Origin of the sequence: Nonomuraea ferruginea, assembly GCF_039540635.1 — a bacterium.
GTDB lineage: Bacteria > Actinomycetota > Actinomycetes > Streptosporangiales > Streptosporangiaceae > Nonomuraea > Nonomuraea ferruginea.
Genome location: NZ_BAABFD010000017.1, coordinates 223,103 through 239,852, shown reverse-complemented (window position 1 = coordinate 239,852; position 16,750 = coordinate 223,103). Strand labels below are relative to the sequence as shown.

At 70.4% G+C, this 16,750-nt stretch carries 19 protein-coding genes; 9 read left to right on the top strand and 10 right to left on the bottom strand.

What is annotated here, in order from left to right:
* Positions 1-264: 264 nt before the first annotated feature.
* From ABD999_RS30380 to ABD999_RS30365, 4 genes are all read left to right on the top strand, one after another.
* Positions 265-891 carry a BUD32 family EKC/KEOPS complex subunit gene (locus ABD999_RS30380; protein WP_345483011.1) on the top strand — a complete coding sequence of 209 codons (627 nt, stop codon included), beginning with the start codon at positions 265-267 and terminating at the stop codon, positions 889-891.
* 315 nt (positions 892-1,206) lie between these two features.
* Positions 1,207-1,347 (top strand): hypothetical protein, encoded by a 141-nt coding sequence (locus tag ABD999_RS30375; RefSeq protein WP_271277976.1) that lies wholly within the window; start codon positions 1,207-1,209, stop codon positions 1,345-1,347.
* Positions 1,348-1,460: 113 nt separating this feature from the next.
* Complete coding sequence (locus ABD999_RS30370) at positions 1,461-1,895, top strand: hypothetical protein (protein WP_271277975.1); 435 nt, start codon at positions 1,461-1,463, stop codon at positions 1,893-1,895.
* A gap of 988 nt (positions 1,896-2,883) precedes the next feature.
* The gene (locus tag ABD999_RS30365) at positions 2,884-3,366 is read left to right on the top strand and encodes a cupin domain-containing protein (RefSeq protein WP_148035361.1); all 483 of its coding nucleotides are present in this window, start codon (positions 2,884-2,886) and stop codon (positions 3,364-3,366) included.
* Positions 3,367-3,415: 49 nt separating this feature from the next.
* On the opposite strand, the gene ABD999_RS30360 is transcribed toward ABD999_RS30365, so the two are convergent.
* Complete coding sequence (locus tag ABD999_RS30360; RefSeq protein WP_271277974.1) at positions 3,416-4,282, bottom strand: hypothetical protein; 867 nt, start codon at positions 4,280-4,282, stop codon at positions 3,416-3,418.
* A 200-nt stretch (positions 4,283-4,482) separates the two neighbouring features.
* Here ABD999_RS30360 and ABD999_RS30355 point away from each other — a divergent pair, with 200 nt between their 5' ends.
* Positions 4,483-4,920 carry a hypothetical protein gene (locus ABD999_RS30355; protein ID WP_148035359.1) on the top strand — a complete coding sequence of 146 codons (438 nt, stop codon included), beginning with the start codon at positions 4,483-4,485 and terminating at the stop codon, positions 4,918-4,920.
* Between the two features lies 1 nt (position 4,921).
* On the opposite strand, the gene ABD999_RS30350 is transcribed toward ABD999_RS30355, so the two are convergent.
* Positions 4,922-5,389: a MarR family winged helix-turn-helix transcriptional regulator gene (locus ABD999_RS30350; RefSeq protein WP_148035358.1), complete on the bottom strand. Its 468-nt coding sequence runs from the start codon at positions 5,387-5,389 to the stop codon at positions 4,922-4,924.
* 130 nt (positions 5,390-5,519) lie between these two features.
* Between ABD999_RS30350 and ABD999_RS30345 the strand changes: the two genes are divergently transcribed.
* Complete coding sequence (locus tag ABD999_RS30345) at positions 5,520-7,640, top strand: MMPL family transporter (RefSeq protein WP_271277973.1); 2,121 nt, start codon at positions 5,520-5,522, stop codon at positions 7,638-7,640.
* Here ABD999_RS30345 and ABD999_RS30340 read toward each other — a convergent pair.
* The 3 genes from ABD999_RS30340 to ABD999_RS30330 all read right to left on the bottom strand — a co-directional run bounded on the left by ABD999_RS30340 (position 7,637) and on the right by ABD999_RS30330 (position 10,570).
* A complete protein-coding gene (locus tag ABD999_RS30340; protein WP_271277972.1) occupies positions 7,637-8,827 on the bottom strand; it encodes a tetratricopeptide repeat protein in 1,191 nt (396 codons plus the stop codon). The two genes, ABD999_RS30345 and ABD999_RS30340, sit on opposite strands and share 4 nt — an antisense overlap.
* Positions 8,821-10,197, bottom strand: a complete 1,377-nt coding sequence (locus ABD999_RS30335) for an AAA family ATPase (RefSeq protein ID WP_271277971.1) — start codon at positions 10,195-10,197, stop codon at positions 8,821-8,823. Before ABD999_RS30335 ends, ABD999_RS30340 begins: the two co-directional genes overlap by 7 nt.
* 70 nt (positions 10,198-10,267) lie before the next feature.
* The gene (locus ABD999_RS30330; RefSeq protein WP_219542959.1) at positions 10,268-10,570 is read right to left on the bottom strand and encodes a 4a-hydroxytetrahydrobiopterin dehydratase; all 303 of its coding nucleotides are present in this window, start codon (positions 10,568-10,570) and stop codon (positions 10,268-10,270) included.
* A gap of 82 nt (positions 10,571-10,652) precedes the next feature.
* On the opposite strand from ABD999_RS30330, the gene ABD999_RS30325 reads away from it, so the two are divergent.
* The gene (locus ABD999_RS30325; RefSeq protein WP_271277970.1) at positions 10,653-11,555 is read left to right on the top strand and encodes a lytic transglycosylase domain-containing protein; all 903 of its coding nucleotides are present in this window, start codon (positions 10,653-10,655) and stop codon (positions 11,553-11,555) included.
* Here the strand turns inward: ABD999_RS30325 and ABD999_RS30320 are convergent.
* Both ABD999_RS30320 and folE read right to left on the bottom strand, forming a co-directional pair.
* The gene (locus tag ABD999_RS30320; RefSeq protein ID WP_271277969.1) at positions 11,544-11,900 is read right to left on the bottom strand and encodes an ArsC/Spx/MgsR family protein; all 357 of its coding nucleotides are present in this window, start codon (positions 11,898-11,900) and stop codon (positions 11,544-11,546) included. The two genes, ABD999_RS30325 and ABD999_RS30320, sit on opposite strands and share 12 nt — an antisense overlap.
* Positions 11,897-12,448 carry a GTP cyclohydrolase I FolE gene (gene folE / locus ABD999_RS30315; protein WP_271277968.1) on the bottom strand — a complete coding sequence of 184 codons (552 nt, stop codon included), beginning with the start codon at positions 12,446-12,448 and terminating at the stop codon, positions 11,897-11,899. Before folE ends, ABD999_RS30320 begins: the two co-directional genes overlap by 4 nt.
* A gap of 109 nt (positions 12,449-12,557) precedes the next feature.
* On the opposite strand from folE, the gene ABD999_RS30310 reads away from it, so the two are divergent.
* Both ABD999_RS30310 and ABD999_RS30305 read left to right on the top strand, forming a co-directional pair.
* On the top strand, positions 12,558-13,244 hold the full coding sequence (locus tag ABD999_RS30310) for a helix-turn-helix transcriptional regulator (protein ID WP_333485724.1): 687 nt from the start codon (positions 12,558-12,560) through the stop codon (positions 13,242-13,244).
* Between the two features lie 3 nt (positions 13,245-13,247).
* On the top strand, positions 13,248-14,432 hold the full coding sequence (locus tag ABD999_RS30305) for an NAD(P)/FAD-dependent oxidoreductase (RefSeq protein WP_271277966.1): 1,185 nt from the start codon (positions 13,248-13,250) through the stop codon (positions 14,430-14,432).
* 48 nt (positions 14,433-14,480) lie between these two features.
* Here ABD999_RS30305 and ABD999_RS30300 read toward each other — a convergent pair whose 3' ends face one another.
* From ABD999_RS30300 to ABD999_RS30290, 3 genes are read right to left on the bottom strand one after another with little or no spacing between them, the layout of a single operon-like run.
* The gene (locus ABD999_RS30300; protein WP_271277965.1) at positions 14,481-15,449 is read right to left on the bottom strand and encodes an NAD(P)-dependent alcohol dehydrogenase; all 969 of its coding nucleotides are present in this window, start codon (positions 15,447-15,449) and stop codon (positions 14,481-14,483) included.
* Positions 15,446-16,360 (bottom strand): HAAS signaling domain-containing protein, encoded by a 915-nt coding sequence (locus ABD999_RS30295; RefSeq protein WP_219542964.1) that lies wholly within the window; start codon positions 16,358-16,360, stop codon positions 15,446-15,448. The genes ABD999_RS30300 and ABD999_RS30295 overlap by 4 nt, the downstream gene beginning before the upstream one ends.
* Positions 16,357-16,692: a PadR family transcriptional regulator gene (locus tag ABD999_RS30290; RefSeq protein ID WP_148035348.1), complete on the bottom strand. Its 336-nt coding sequence runs from the start codon at positions 16,690-16,692 to the stop codon at positions 16,357-16,359. Before ABD999_RS30290 ends, ABD999_RS30295 begins: the two co-directional genes overlap by 4 nt.
* Positions 16,693-16,750 lie beyond the last annotated feature (58 nt).

Below are 16,750 nucleotides of genomic sequence, written 5' to 3'. Positions count from 1 at the left end.
CATCTACCGGAGGCTCCACGCTCATCTCCGGCCTTCGACGACTCCTCCCGAAAGGCCCGATACGTCACCGCCTGCGTCCCAGAAATCCCCAATCGCCCTGAATTATTTCTCTGAGATCACCTCAGTGAGCGGCCTAATCCATTTTCTCACATAGACTCAGGCGAGTATCTACGCGGTGAACTGCGCCAGAAATTCGAGCCGAGTGGCAAGCTGTATACCTGGGCACAAGAGAACGGACTCCTCTCTCCGGACCGTCGCTGGATCATGTTCGCGGACGAGAGCAACGCCCGGCTTCTACCTAATCCCCTGGCCATGGCCGCGGGAACCATCGTCGCCCGGTATAACGTTCAGCACCTGCGTGGGCTGACACACGGCGACCTGCATACAGGCAATGTCCTCCTGCAGCGTATGCAGCAAGGGGAGCTCCTGCCGCAGCGGTTCAGGTTCGTCGACCTGACTACCTTCGACATCAGCGCGCCACTGACCCGAGACCCGGCTATGCTCCTGCTCTCCATTGTCGCCGGACGCATACCCCTGGACGCACGCGCTCAAGAGGAATTGTTTGACCAAATCGTACGAGGTGAGGGACACCACGAACTCTTCGCGCCGCTGATGCGTTCAATCCGCGACATCGACGGCAAACTGATCAGCGACGACTTCCGTGAGGACTGGATCAATCAGCTGCCTTTGTCGCTGCTGGCCACCGCGCTTCTGTACTGCACGTTCAGTAACCTGGACGAGCGTACACGCTGGTGGTTCTTCCGTCTGGCTGCGCGATGTGCGGCGGAATACCTTCAAGTCACCGGTTCATGGCCGACCTCCAATGAAAGGCCCTTCATGCTTGGGCTGGAGGACATGGGAGGGTTCCTCATGTCACCGGCTCGCCCGTGACTGTACAGACGAGTTCACCCTGACGTGACTGTGGGTAAGGCGGACGCACGTCACGGCCTCGATAGAACGACGTCCGGGCCGCCACGCAGTTCGTGTTCGAAGGCGTTGCGGCCGCGGGCCAAGCGGGCGGTGAACACCATGCCGTTGTCAGTCAGAGTGGAGGCCGCAACGCCGAAGGCCGCGGAGAGCACGAGGGTACGCCCTCAAGGGAAGACGTCATCGCTCGACAGTGGGACTCCTGGACGTGCAGACCAAGGAGCGCCCCCGCTGTTCCGGGGCGACGGCCGGTGAGCGGAGAGGATATTCGAGAACGGCATGACCGCCCACAATCCTGAGATGGGCCTCGAAGAACACATGACCGGCGGAAATGGTTTGATTGCAGCTTCCGAAAGCAAGAAAGTGGCGCGAGGGTTCGCGATCGAACATAAGGACGGTTGTCAAGTGTCTGTTTCCTGAGCAGGAAGTTGCGTTCAAGCGGATCGAGCCTGGCCAGATCAGGAGCGCTTGGCGGTTAGGCCGATTCGATCAACCGGACACATGGATACCTCGAACTATGAACCGAGGTGAGCATGTACCGGCTTGAAGCAGTGAATCTCGCAGATGAGTCACGCGTGCCATGCGTCGTGACCCTCCGGGACATCGAAGACGACGATATTTGCGGACTCCGCTTCGACCGGCAGAACGCTGCGCCCATGGTGTTCCGCTCGCAAGTGGACTTTGAGGACACGCTGATGGAATTGAGGCACGAACTGGAGCGCCAAGGCCTGCTCTTGCTGTGCAACAGATTCCGCCGGAACGCGTTCGTCTCCTCAATGGCCCGCCAGATGAGCACCGGCCTGTCCTACTATCTCGTGAGTCCCGGCCAGCCTGTAGATCCTGAGAAGCTCGTCGACTCTCTCGTGCCGGCCCCAAAGAGGCCGTGGTTCTCGCCGAGGAAGCGGCGAAGTACATCGAAGATTGGATCGACGGCTTCGGTGAGTGATGGTGCTGACTATCGACCGTAGATCTGGTGGCATACCCGGTTACGCAGGCGGAACGCTGGGCGGGAAGGCGGGAACAACTCGTCGCACCTCGCGATGATCAGAGGAACCTGAGTCTTCCGGATACCGCGATGTGCGCCCTTGCTCCCGGTCGCTCTATTGTGGCCCGCAGTTGCGGAAGGCTTCCTACGCGGTTCGATCCGAACCACGTGCTGCCTACGGTTACGGATCATGCCCGATTCGTCTGCCCGTTCATGCTTCACGCTCTTCACTGGCGTAGGTTTCGTACTCGGCACGGCGGAGGCCAGCACGCTGTTCGTGGGCTCCGGCGACGGGGAAAGCGATACGACCGGCTTCTCTGCCGTACTCGGGTGGTGTATTGGCCCGGTAGGACCACTCGGCTCCTCAGAGGCTCCACCGGCGCCCAGGCGCTTGACCAGATGCCGAAAACGACGCAGCTCAGGAACCCTGTGGTGCGTGGGGGGGACGGTTGGCAGGAGCCGTGGCAGACCACACGGGCGACGGTGTTGCGGGTGGACGGTTCCGATCGCACCACTGTGCCGGGAGACGCGCTCATGCAGAGGCCACCGATTCGTGACCGACTCGCCCTCCTCAGGGTTCCCACGGTCGAGGGAGACGACTCGATTCCTAGGAGTTGGGGGCGTCGACACTCGGACACGTCGCCCAGGGTTTCGACCGCTGCACGGGCCGCCGCCCTCCTCGGGACCCACAGCTCTATGCATGAGGAGATGCCCTGGACGGAGATCAAGACCGGCGTATGGGCCCCGGACGGGCCACTTCTGTACTGGAGAACTGACGGGGATCAGTTCGTGGTCGCCGACTTGGGCGGCATCGACATCGCCTCCTCCCCGTGCCCGGCATGAGGCTGCCGGAGGACGACGCCGCCGCGTCAACGATCAGCGACCGGCAGGTTTAGCGGCAACCATCTTCGGTATCCGCACCTGGGACTTACCCGCGCCTCAGGGGCAGTCAGCACCGACGGAGAGAGACGATGCACATCAGCGACAACGGGCCCCGGCCGAACGCCTTCGATATCGAAGCGGCTACGCGGCAGAACGAGAACTACCGAACCACCGCATGGACCGGGAAGTATCTGCAGGTCACCCTGATGTCCATCCCGGTCGGTAAGTCGATCGGCCTCGAAGTACACCCGGAGACCGACCAGTTCCTTCGTCTGGACGCGGGGCAAGGCACCTGCGTCATGGGCCAGGCCAAGGATCGGCTGGACTTCGAGCAGCAGGTCTCCGACGGATGGTCGATCCAGGTCCCGGCCGGCACCTGGCACGACGTGATCAACACCGGTGACGAGCCACTGCGCCTCTACGCGATCTACGCCCCGGTCCACCACTCGCGCGGCATCGTCCAGCCTTCGAGCACCGACGCCGAGCGCGACGAATCACTCGGCGTAGACGAGCCTCCCGCCTGGACTGCGCAGCCCCAGGACCGCGTCCCCGACCAGCATGACACCCTCTGAAATTTGATCAGTAACTGAGAAGTGCTGCTGAATCAACACTTATCAGTAGTCATGCCACCCGGCGCACCCGTACCGCCAGCACGATGAGCACGACGGGAAGGAGCGTGAACAGCGCCCACGCGAACGTGATCGGATCGGCCGGGTCCGTTGACCGGGTACATCCGAGCAGAGGCATCCAGGTCATCATCAGGTCGGCGGCCAGCAGGGGCGCCAGCGTCAACCAGCCCACAGCCCGGCCCAAAAGCCGGTGACCGGTGCGGGCCAGCAGCGCCCAGAGGGCGAAGCCCAGCGCGACCACCAGCGGCTGCGGGAGCAGGATCACCATGGCCATGGCAGGCCAGAGCAGGATTTCCTCCAGGGCGCCGAAGCAGGAGCCGTCCATGACGATCATCCCGTACTCGGCCGTACCGGCGGCGAGGACCACCACCGTCTGAGGAACGCTCACCAGCAGCAGAGCCACGCCCCACATGACCAGCGGCCACCGCCAGCGCAGCGGACGAAGCTCGCGCTGTCCTTCCTGATGGACGGCTCGGCCGAGCGTCAGCACGAGTGCCGCCGTGGCAAGGCAGGCGACGGCGAGCAGCAGCAGATCGATGTCGTCCCAGGGGAGGGACCCCAGAGCCCCGCCATGGAGGTCGACCGGTCTGCCGAGAGCGACCTGGACCGCGACGTAGTGCTGGATCTCCTCCGAGGTCGGCCTGCCGAGCCCGGAGACCGGCGGCACGGCGGCGGCCACGGCGAGCAGCGTCAGCAGCGCGGCGCCGGTGCGCGACGCCCAACGTTTACGGCGCAGCGCCACCACGGGAGCCACCAGCAGGACGGTGATGACCGCGCCGGCGACGACGTTCGCGGTCTTGGGCACGATGACCGCGGGGGCCAGCGGCATGAGGATCGCCAGGGCGGATAAGGCGGGCACGGAGGTTTTTGACGACACCACCGACGCGTTTATCGCTCGCGAGGGGATCATGTCAAACCGCCTCGAAGCCCCTCTCCGACCAGCACCTGTCAGGCTTTTCCCGACAAATCATCAATAACAGCATCATTGCATTGCAATTCCGGCATTGCCGGGAGGGGATTTGCGTCGCTACAACCCTCTTTGAGCAACTGGAGGGGTGTATGTCGGGGATGACTGGCCGGCGCGTGGTCCGGCTGATGGCGGCGGCTGCCGGGGGAGCGGTCGTGGCGGGGATCGTGGTCGGGGGTGCGGCGCGGCTGCTGATGAGCCTGATCGCGATCGCGGCGGCCGAGCAGAGCCAGTTCAGCCTGATGGGGACGGTGGGCGTCTTCATCGCGTTCACGGTGCTCGCCGTGCCGGCGGCGGTGACCGGTGCCGCGCCGAGGGTGGTGCGGGTGGCGGGGCGGTGGGTGACCGCGGCCGTGACCGGGTTCGGGGTGGCGTCCACCGGGTTCGCCGACGGCGCCGCGGTCATTCTCGCGCCCGACGGGCGCATGACGTACATCGCGATGGTGGTGGTCGGGTTCGGCGCCGTCGTGGTGGCTCATGGCCTGTTCGCCCAGTACGTCACGCGGCGCCTGGCCGGAGCTCCGTCCTAGGTCAACGGCGGGAGGCCAGCTCGTTCAGCGTCTGGGTGACGCGGTGCAGCCAGTCGGCGATGACCTCCAGTTCGGCCTCCGAGTAGCGCTCGTGCATCGCGAGCATGGCCTGGGCGATGCCGAGCTGGTCGCCGGTGGCGGGGCCGGGCTCGGGCTCGGTGGCGGGGCGGACGATCACCTTGCGCCGGTCGTCGGGGTGGCGGTCGCGGGCGACGAGGCCGCGGGCCTCCAGCCGGTCGATCAGCGCGGTGACCGACCCGGTGGCCAGCCTGAGCCACTGGGCGATCTCGCCGGGGGTCATGGGGCCCTGGATGCGGAGCAGCGCGTACGCCTGGAAGTCGGTGGGGTTGAGGTCGAGGCCCAGCGACATGGTGTGGAGCAGCCGGACGAGCCCGGTCGCGAGGCGCTGCCCGTCCTGCTGGATGTCGAGATAGAGGCGCTCGCGGGATCCGGAGCGCGAGGTGTCCATCTTTCTCCCTACCGGCCGGCGCGGTGTCGCCCGTCATTGTAGGGGCAGCTCAGGGGGGCGGTGTGGGGGCCCGTTCGCGCGTCATGTATCTTGATTTTCAAGTAACTTGATTATCGAGGGAAGGCGCAGGATGTCCGTTCACGACACCCGCACGCGGACCGGTACGGAGCGCCGTCATGCCCGGCCGCGGCGGCACCGAGCCTGGTACGGCGCGGCCGTGCTGATCGCCGTGGTCTGGCTGTTCGGAGCCGGCCCGCTCGGCATGTTCATGGGCAAGCTGACCGAGGTGCAGACCAACGACCAGTCTGCCTTCCTGCCCATCGGCGCCGAGTCCACGCAGGTCCAGGAGGCGCGCGAGGCCTTCGAGGAGAGCGACGCGGTGCCCGCCTTCGTCGTCTACTCGGCCGACCAGCCGCTCTCCCGGGAACGGCTGGCCGAGATCGCCCAGGACGCGCAACGGATCTCCGCCGAGCCCTGGATCCAGGGCAAGGTCGCCGGGCCCATCCCGGGGACCGAGGACCCGAGCGTCGCCCAGCTCGTCGTGCCGATCAGCGACCAGGTCGAGGCCGACGTCGCCGTCGACGAGCTGCGCGCCCTGCTCGGTGACAGCGCGGCCCAGGGCACGACCGTGCAGGTCGCCGGGCCCGCGGCGCTGGGCGCCGACCTCGGCGCGGCGTTCGGCGGCATCGACGGCACGCTGTTGCTCGTGGCGCTCGGCGCGGTGCTGGTCATCCTCATCGCCGTCTACCGGTCGCCGCTGCTGCCGCTCGTGGTCATCGTCTCCGCCATGCTCGCGCTCGTGCTGGCCGCCTTCGTCGTCTACCTGATGGCCGACGCGGGCTGGATCGAGCTGAACGGGCAGAGCCAGGGCATCCTGTTCATCCTGGTCGTGGGCGCGTGCACGGACTACGCCCTGCTGCTGGTCGCGCGCTACCGGGAGGCGCTGTACGAGAAGGAACGGCCGATCGACGCCATCAGGGTGGCGGTGCGCGGCACCGTCGAGCCCATCGTCGCCTCCGGCGGCACCGTCATCCTCGGCGTGCTCTGCCTGCTGGCCAGCGACCTGGCCTCGAACCGCGGGCTGGGCCCGGTGGCCGCGCTCGGCATCGCCGCCGCCCTCGTCTCCGCGCTCACGTTCCTGCCCGCGGTGCTCCTGCTGCTCGGCCGGGCCGCGTTCTGGCCGCTGCTGCCGCGTACCGGCGCCCAGGAGGCCGACGCCGACTCGACCGCCGCCATCGTGCGCCGTCACCGGCTGTGGGGCCGCGTGGCCAGGTCCGTGGAACGGCGGCCGCGCGCGTACTGGGTCATCACGGTGGTGGCGCTGGCCGCGGCGGCGGCGTTCGTGCCGCAGTTCAAGGCCGAGGGCACCTCGCAGCTGGACGTGTTCCGCACCGAGGTCGAGTCCGTCGCCGGGCAGCGGACGCTGGAGCGCGGCTTCGGCTCCGCCGGCTCGGCCACGCCCGCCACCATCCTCACCTCGGCCGACCAGGCGGATCAGGTCAAGGCCGCCGCAGAAGGGGTGGCGGGCGTCACCGAGGTCACCCGGGTGGACAAGGTCGTGGACGGGCGGACGCTGCTGCACGCCACGCTCGGCGAGCCCGCCGAGTCGACCGCCGCCGTCGAGGTCGTCCGCGACCTGCGGGCCGCCGTGCACGCGGTGCCGGGAGCGGACGCGCAGGTCGGCGGCACGGCGGCGGTAACCCTGGACACGCTCGACACCTCGGCGCGCGACCTGCGGGTGGTGATCCCGCTCGTGCTGCTCGTCGTGCTGCTGGTCCTGATCGCGCTGCTGCGCTCGCTGGTGGCCCCGCTGGTGCTCATCGCGACCACGGTGCTGTCCTTCGCCACCGCCCTGGGCGTCGGCGCGCTGATCTTCAACCACGTGCTCGACCTGCCGGGCGCCGATCCGGCGGTGCCGCTGTTCGCGTTCGTCTTCCTGGTGGCGCTGGGCATCGACTACAACATCTTCCTGATGACCCGGGCCAGGGAGGAGACGATCCGGCACGGCGAGCGCGAGGGCACCCTGCGCGCCCTCACGCTCACCGGTGGCGTCATCACCTCGGCCGGCGTGGTGCTGGCGGCGACGTTCGCGGCGCTCGCCGTGCTGCCGCTGCTGTTCCTGATCCAGCTCGCCTTCCTGGTGGCGTTCGGCGTCCTGCTGGACGCCCTGATCGTGCGCTCGCTGCTGGTGCCCGCGCTGTCGCTGGACATCGGCCGCCGCATGTGGTGGCCGAGCCGCCTGTCCCGCTAGACCGCCTGGCGGGGGCGGAAGATCTTCCGTACGCCGGCCGCGATCCAGATCGTGGCCAGGGCGGCGTACAGGGACAGGATGGCGGGGGCGAAGGCGGAGGTGGCGACCGCGACGGCGATCGTCACCGCGAGCGCCCCCGCCCAGACGGCCAGGATGCGCCGGCCGGCCGCCGAACCGGTGTGGACGGCCTCCTGGACCGGGGTGACCAGGGCCATGGTCGCCACGCCGGCGGTGCCGAGGACGTCCAGGCCGAGCCCGATGCCCAGGCCGAGCATGACCGCGCCGGCCACAGGCAGGGCCAGGCACAGCAGGGACACCCGGCCCGCCGCCCCCTCGAACAGCAGGCGGGTGGCCTTGGCCCTGGCCAGCCGGAGGGTGGTCCAGGACTCGGCCACCCACGCCGCCCAGTGCAGCAGCGCGCTGATCACGAAGACCGCGATGACCGGCGGCAGCGCGGGCAGCAGGAACAGCAGCCGCCAGCTCACCCGGAACCGCAGCTTCGCCAGCAGGCGGTAGACGGGGTTGCGCTGCTTCAGCGCGTACACCAGGAGGTCCCTGGCCGCGTCGAAGCCCGGGTCCAGGCGGAGCACCTCGCGGAAGGACTCGGCGGCCGTCTTCGGGTCGCCGGCGGCCAGCGCGGCGCGGCCGTAGGCCCAGTGCGCCAGCGCGCTCTCCGGGTCGTTGCCGACCGCCTGGGTGGCGACGGCCCTGGCGCGCTCGTTCTGACCGAGCATGACCAGGGCGATGGCCAGCAGACTGGCCAGCTCGGCGTGCTGCGGGTCCAGCCCCAGGCCGCGGCCGGCGGTCTCGGCCATCTGGGGCCAGTCGTGCCTGGTCATATGGACGCGCGCCAGCAGCTCCCAGGACGGGGCGTGCTCGGGTGAGAGCGCCAGCCCGGCGACGACCGCGCGGACCGCCTCGTCGACCAGCCCCGCCTGGAAGTGCACCTGGCCGGAGAGGTAGTGCGGAACGTAGTGGTCGGGCGCGAGCCGCACCCCCTCGCGCGACTCCTCCAGCGCCTCGTCCGTACGGTCCTGCTGGACCAGCGCCAGGCCGAGCAGCGCGTGCGCGCCGGCGTGCTGGGGCTCCTCGGTGAGGACGCCGCGCAGCTCCCGCTCGGCGTCCGCCGGGCGGCCCATCTGCAGTAACAGCCGTGCCCGCTCCAGCGAGTCGCGGACCGTCACCATTTGCGCTGGATGTACGGCATGAGGTCGTCCCAGGCGCCCGACTCGTTGGCGTGCATCACGTAGTTGCGCGCGGTCGCCATCCACTCCCGCACGGACGTGGGCCTGGCCGTCTTGGCAGCGGCCAGCAGGTCGCGGGTCGACAGCGGGACCGGCCGGCCCGCGCGGATCGACTCCTGCAGCTTGGCCTCGACCGCCCGGTCCACCACGCCCTTGAGGTCGGCGCCGACGAACTGGTCGGTGACCTTGGCCACGGCGCCGAAGTCGACCTCCGCCAGCGGCTTGTCGCGGCACAGGATGCGCAGGATCGCCGCGCGCGCGTCCGCGTCCGGCGGCGGTACGAAGACGAGCTGGTCGAACCGGCCCGGCCGGCGGAACGCCACGTCGATGTACCAGGGCGCGTTCGTGGCGGCCAGCACCAGCACGCCCTCGTTGGCGTTCTGGTCCACGCCGTCCAGCTCCGCCAGGAACTGGTTGACGAGCTGCCGGTTGTGCGTCTGGCGCATGTCGGAGCGGCGCGCCGCCAGCGCGTCCACCTCGTCGAAGAACAGCACGCACGGCCGGTGGCGGCGCGCCAGGTCGAACGTGGCGCGCAGGTTCCGCTCGCTGGAGCCGATGTACATGTCGAGGATGTCGGCCAGGCCGACGCTCACGAACGCCGCGCCGAGCTCCCCGGCTGCGGCCCTGGCCAGGTGCGTCTTGCCGGCTCCCGGCGGCCCGTACAGCAGGACACCGCCGCCGGCGCGCTTGCCGAACGCGGCGAACAGCTCCGGCTGCTGCATCGGGAGCAGCAGCTTGACCCGGAGCGCCTCCTTGACCTCGTCCATCCCGGCGACGTCGGCGAAGCTGAAGCCGGACCGCTCGACCTCCGCGGTCGAGCGCTCGTGGGTGACGGACGAGGGCGCCATGTACGCGGACGGGGCGGGCGGGTTTCCCGCGGGCGGCCCGGCGGGTTCCGCGACCACCGGTGGCGGGGCCACCAGGCGGCCCGCCAGGTCGGCGTCCGCGACGGACGGGTCACGCGAGACCGCCTCGTGGTAGCGGTAGGCCGCCTTGTGCACGTCGCCCTCACCCAGCAGGGCGCGGGCCGCCAGCACGCCCACCTTCGGCGGGTACCCGCCCTCGGCCAGCAGCGGCTCCAGCGCCGACAGCGCCTCTCCGTACGAGCTCTGCCGGACGAACGCCTCGGCCAGCCCGGCCACGATGTCCGGGTCCTTAGGGGCGAGCACGAGCGCGGCACGGAACTCGGCCTCCGCGTCGGCGAGATATCCCTTGCCCAGCAGCTGCTCGGCCAGGTGCCGGCGCAGTGGGAGGTTGTCCGGGGAGAGGCGCGCGGCCTCGCTGAGCGCCCTCAAACCGGGGTCGTCGACCACGTGCCGGGTCCCTTCTGTCGCGATTCCGGTGGTTCAGAACTACGTAAGCTACCGAAATCGGGACAGGACCTCAGCCCTTGTCGCGTGTGGCGCCGCTCAGCACCTGGTCGATGCGGGCCGCCAGTTCCACGTCCTTGGGCGTGACGCCGCCCGCGCTGTGCGTCCAGAGGCGGAAGCGGACGCCGCTGTCGGTGCGGTCGATGTCCGGGTGGTGGTTCATCTCCTCCGCCTCGTTCAGCACCGCCTCGCTCAGCCAGCCGAAACTGTCGGGCGTGATCGGGACGTCCTTGACCAAAGCGTTCCCCTCGCTGTGCCAGCCTTCCAGCGCGACCAGCGCGGTGTCGATCTCGTCACGGTTGAGCAGTTCGGTCATGATGTGCTCCCTGCTGTAAGTGGCCGTCACCCTTGGCGTACCACCGGAACGGACCTTCACACACCGGGTAGATTGGCCGCCCATGCGAAGCTTCCGCGTCGTGACGGCGGCGGCGGTGCTCACGGCCGCCGCGGGCTGCGCCGCCCAGGAGAGCGCCGCCCCGCCGTCGGTCCCCGCGCCCACCACCGCGCCCACCACCGCGTCCCCCGCCCCGGAACCCAGCCCTGACCTGCCCGATCCGGACGAACGCATCCCGAAGGATCCGGCGAAGCTGGCCGCGGCGCTGGAGAAGACCACCGAGGCCCTCGCCGAGGCCGTCGACGGCTGGGACAAGAAGCGGGAGCCGCCCGAGGACGTCGAGCTCCTCGCCCTCCACCACCAGCGCATCCACCGGTTCGCCGCGCGCAACCCGGAGATCGCCGAGAAGGCGTTCGCCCGCCTGCCCGAGCGGCTGGCCGCCGGAGCCAGGGACGACACCCGGGCCATCCGCGAGCTGCTGGCCCTCGCCCATCCCGTCAAGAGCACGTCGGTCATCAGGACCCGCGACGCCCGCCCCGCCGCCGAGCTGCTCCGCTACTTCAAGCAGGCCGAGCGCCGCTTCGGCGTGGAGTGGGAGGTGCTGGCGGCGGTCATGTTCGCCGAGACGAAGTTCGGCCGGGTCAGGTCGGCCAGCCACGTCGGCGCGCAGGGGCCGATGCAGTTCATGCCCGCCACCTGGAAGGCGTACGGGATGGGCGGCGACGTCCAGGACCACCGCGACGCGGTCATGGCCGCCGCCAACTACCTGCGCGCCACCGGCGCGCCCCGCGACTACGGGCGTGCGCTGCACGCCTACAACCCCTCCCAGCGGTACGTGAACGCCATCCAGTCGCACGCCCGCCAGATCAAGCGGGATCCCCTGAACTACTACGTCTACTACAACTGGCAGGTGTACGTGATCACCACCAAGGGGGAGCGGCGCGTCACCGGCCCGTCAGAGGGCTGACCGGACCGCCTCCTCGGTGCGGGCGACCACGGCGGCGCCGTCGGCGGCGGTGATGATCGGGCGCTGGATCAGGATCGGGTGACCCGCCAGCGCGCCGATCCAGCGGTCGCGGCTCTCCGGGGTGCGCGGCCAGGCCTCCAGGCCCAGCTCGGCGGCGACCGGCTCGCCGTGGCGGGTGATGTCCCACGGCTCCAGCCCGAGCCTGGCCAGCACGTCGCGGAGCTCCTGCTCGGTCGGCGGGTCGTCCAGGTAGCGGCGGACGGTGTAGCCGGCCTGCTCGGCGTCCAGGATCGACAGGGCGGCGCGGCACTTCGAGCAGTCGGGGTTGATCCAGATCTCGATCATTTCGGCAGTCCCGTGAGAGCGAAGAACTCGGCCCGGGCGCGGGCGTCGTCACGCAGCGTACCGAGCAGCGTGGAGGTGAGGGTGCGCGATCCGGGAGCCTGCACGCCGCGCAGCGTCATGCACGTGTGGTCGGCCTCGATGACGACGCCGACCCCCTCGGGGTCGAGCTGGTCGTGCAGCCATCCGGCCACCTGGCGGGTCAGCCGTTCCTGCACCTGCGGGCGGCAGGCGAAGTGCTCCACGACCCTGGCCAGCTTCGACAGCCCCACGATGCGCTTGCCCGGCAGATAGCCGACGTGCGCGAGCCCGGTGAAGGGCAGCAGGTGGTGCTCGCAGATCGACCGCAGGGGGATGGACCGTACCAGGACGAGCTCGTCGTAGCCCTCGTCGTTGGGGAAGGTGGTCAGTTCGAACGGGCGCGGGCTCAGCATCTCGGCGTACGCGTGCGCCATCCGGCGCGGGGTCTCGCGCAGGCTCTCCTCTTCGGTGTCGACGCCCAGCGCCGCCAGGAACCGCTCGGCCGCGTGCTCGGCCTCGGCCAGGTCCATCAAGGGACCACCTCCTATTTTCACCAACAAGTGTTAGTCATATCCCTATATTTGGTCAATAGTGACCCGTTTCGCCAGCGGTCTTGGGTGTTAACCTGACGGCGTGACGATGTCGGAGCAGGCCCGTGCGGCCGTCGCGGTGCTCAGCGACGACCTGCGGCGGCGCATGTACGACTTCATCAGGCGCGCCGACCGGCCCGTCACCCGAGACGAGGCCGCCGAGAGCGTCGGCATCTCGCGCAAGCTCGCCGCCTTCCACCTCGACAAGCTGGTCGCGGTCGGGCTGCTCTCGGCCGGCTACGGACGTCCGGGGGAGCCGCGCCCGGTCGGCCGGGCGCCCAAGGTCTACCAGCCCACCGGCCTCGACGTGCGGGTCAGCATCCCGCCGCGCGAGCACGAGCTGCTGGCCGGCATCCTCCTGGAGGGCCTGCGCGTCCAGGGTCCGGAGGAGACGGGCCGCGAGGCCGCGCTCCGCGCCGCCGCAGCGCGCGGGCGCGAGCTGGGCGCGGCCGAGCGCGACCGGGCCAAGCCGGGCAGGCTGGGCGCCGAGCGCGCGCTGACGTGCGCCGGGCAGGTGCTCGAACGCCACGGGTTCGAGCCCGTACGAGAGGGCCCGACCCTGCTGCGGCTGCTCAACTGCCCCTTCCACCCGCTGGCCGCCAAGGACCCCGATCTGGTGTGCGCGATCAACCACGCGTTCCTGGCCGGGTTCCTCGAAGGGCTGGACGCGTCCACCGCCGAGGCCGTGCTGGCCCCGCGGCCGGGCGCCTGCTGCGTCGAACTGAGAGGAGCCTGACCGATGACCTACGTGATCGCCGGCGGCGGCCTGGCCGCCGCCAAGGCCGCGGAGGCGCTGCGCGAGCAGGGCTACGACGGCCGCCTGGTCCTGGCGGGGGCGGAGCCGCACCTGCCGTACGAACGTCCCCCGCTCTCGAAGTCCTACCTCCAGGGCAAGTCCGAGCGCGACAAGATCTTCGTCCACGACGCGGCCTGGTACGCCGAACAGCAGGTGGAGGTGCTGACCGGCACCTCGGTCACCGCCGTCGACCGCGCCGCCCACCAGGTCACCCTGTCCGACGGCGCGCGGCTCGACTACGCCAAACTCCTGCTGGCCACCGGCGCCACCCCGCGCCGCCTCCCGGGCGACGCCCTCTACCTGCGGTCGGTCGACGACAGCGAGCGCATCCGCGACGTCCTGGCCCGCGCCTCCCGGGTGGTGATCATCGGAGCCGGCTGGATCGGCCTGGAGGTGGCCGCCGCCGCCCGCGCCGCCGGCGTGGAGGTGACCCTGCTGGAGTCCGACGGCGCGCCGCTGCTGCGCGTCCTCGGCCCGCGGCTCGGCGCCGCCTTCGCCGACCTCCACCGCGACCACGGCGTCGACCTGCGGCTCGGCGTCAAGGTGGAGGAGATCGCGGGAGGCGTCCGGCTGGCCGACGGCACCCGCGTCGAGGCCGACGCCGTCATCGCCGGCATCGGCGTCGAGCCCGACACCCGGCTCGCCGTCGCGGCCGGGCTCAAGGTCGACGACGGCGTGGTGGTCGACGCCTCGCTGCGCACCTCCGACCCCGACGTCTTCGCCGCCGGCGACGTGGCCCGCGCCTATCATCCGCTGCTCGGCACCCACATCCGGGTCGAACACTGGGCCAACGCGCTCAACCAGCCGGCCGTCGCCGCCGCCGCGATGCTGGACAGGGAGGCCTCCTACGACCGGCTGCCCTACTTCTACACCGACCAGTACGACCTGGGCATGGAGTACACCGGCTACGTCCGCCCCGGCGAGGCCGACGACGTGGTGATCCGCGGTGACCTGGACTCCCGCGAGTACATCGCGTTCTGGCTGGCGGAAGGCAGGGTCGTGGCCGGCATGAACGTCAACGTCTGGGACGTCACCGACGACATCAAGACCCTGATCCGCGCCGCGGCCCCGGCCGACCGGGCCAAGCTGGCCGACCCGGCCGTCCCCCTCACCGAGGCCCTGGCATGACGAGACGGCCGGGAAGCCCGGGCTACCCTGGCTTCCCGGCCGCCCGCGTCACACGGTGATGGCGATCTTCGATCGGGCGTGCCGTTCCTCGAAGTGACGCAGGGCGTCGGGGACCTCGCCCAGCGGGTACGCGCACTCGACGTGCGGGCGGACGGCGCCGGACTCGATGAGCTCCTTCAGCGTGGCAAGGTTGCCGGCGCTCCGGCCGACGACGGACGACCGGAGCGTACGGTCGCCGAACGGCGACATCACGACGGCCCGGAGGATGCGGCCCATGGGGCCGAGCCACGTGCCGCCGCCTCCGGAGGAGAGCACGAGCACGCCGCCCGGGTTCAGCAGGCGAGCCAGCTCCCGCAGCGACCGGTTGCCGACCAGGTCGAGGATCACGTCGAAGCGCCGCCCCGCCTGAGCGAAGTCGGCACGGGTGTAGTCGATCACCTCGTCCGCTCCCAGCGACCGGACCAGCTCGACGTTCCTCGTCCGGCACACCCCGGTGACCTCGGCGCCCAGCGCCTTGGCGACCTGCACCGAGAACGTGCCGACGCCCCCGGACGCGCCGTTGACCAGGACCGACTGCCCGGCCCGCAGCCTGCCCGCGTCGCGCAGGCTCTTCAGCGCGGTGTTGCCCGCGACGGGGACCGCGGCCGCCTCCTCGAAGCTCAGCCCGCCGGGCATGGCCGCCAGGAACTTCTCCGGCACCCGCGCGTACTCGGCGTAGGCCCCGGCCACGACCTCGCCGTACACCGCGTCACCCGGCCCGAACCGCGTCACGCCGGGCCCCACCGCCTCCACCACGCCGGCCAGGTCGTGGCCGGGCACCCGATGCCGGGGCCGGCGCGGGCCCAGCACCAGCCGGGCCGCGTACGGCACGCCCCTGGTGGTGACCAGGTCGCCGAAGTTGACCGACGAGGCGCGCACCCGTACCAGCACCTCGCCGTCACCGGGCGCCGGCCGGTCCACCTCTCCGATCCTTAAGATCTCGGGCGGGCCGTACGCCCGCTGCACGATCGCCTTCATGCCTTCCTCCTCCGTGCCCGGACGAACCCGTTGATCGAGTCGTTGACCGCCATGAGGACCACGACGATCACGACCACCCACGTCACCACGCCCTCGGGCCAGCCCATGGCCTCCAGGAACGCGTCGTTCAGCAGCGCCCCGCCCGCCGTCACCCACACGCCGAGCACGACGAACGCCAGTCCCATCACCGCGTGCGCCACCGCCTGGGGGACGCCCCAGCCCACGTAGTAGCCGACCAGGTCGAAGCCGATCCGTACGGCGGCGAACACCACCGCCAGGTACAGCCAGCCGGACTCCCACAGCCCCGGCGAGATCACCGGGACCGGCCCGTAGAGCTGGACCAGCACCAGCAGGCAGATCAGGACCGTCGCGACCGAGGTGCCGCCGATCAGCGACGTGCGGTCGATCCGCCGCGCGGGCAGCTCGGGCAGTGTGGCCGGATCCCACCGGGCCGGCCGTCTGTCGCGCATCGACGGCGCCCGCTGGACGGCCGCGAACACCAGGGTCACCCAGAACGCGACGTGCATCGCCACCGTCAGCGCGGTCCCGGTCGCCTCCCACAGCGCCCGCCCGGCGGGCCCGCCCCGCGCGAACCCCACCACGCTCGCACCCAGGAACACCAGCGGGACGGCGGTCGTCAGCAGCGTCTTCAGCAGGCGCGTGTAGCTCAGGTAGAGCGCGGGCCCGATCAGGTGGAGCGGCCGGCCCGCGTACTCGGCGGCCAGCCGGGCCGGGTCGCCGAGCGCGGCGAGCGCCTCCACCTCGGCCCGCGACTCGTCCTCGCCCGTCCGGAGCCGCACCTCGACGGCGTCCGCGATCGAGGAGCGCAGCTCCAGCTCGATGTCGCGGCGCTGCCCTTCGGGGATGCCGCGCAGCGCCTCGGCGACGTAGCGGTCGGTGAGCGTGGTCATTCGTCGTCCCTGAGCTTGGTGAAGGCGGTGTGCAGCTCGTCCCAGTCGCGGGACAGGATGTCGGCCAGCTCGGCCCCGTCGGGGCTGGTCACGTAGTACTTGCGCGGGCGCGACTCGTCGGTGTTCCACTCGGCGGTCAGCAGTCCCTGCTTCTCCAGCCGGCGCAGCAGCGGGTAGAGCGTGTTGGCGTCGACCGCGAACCCGCAGCTCTCCAGCGTCTCCAGCAGCGCGTAGCCGTAGCCGGGGCGGCGCAGGATCAGCAGGCAGGCCAGCACGATGGTGCCCCGCCGGATCTCCTGGCGGTGCGTGGCCAGTACGTCATCCTCTATCACGTCTCACACGATACTGTGTGCCGCACAGTACGGACAAGAGGGAAATTCCCGGCATGCC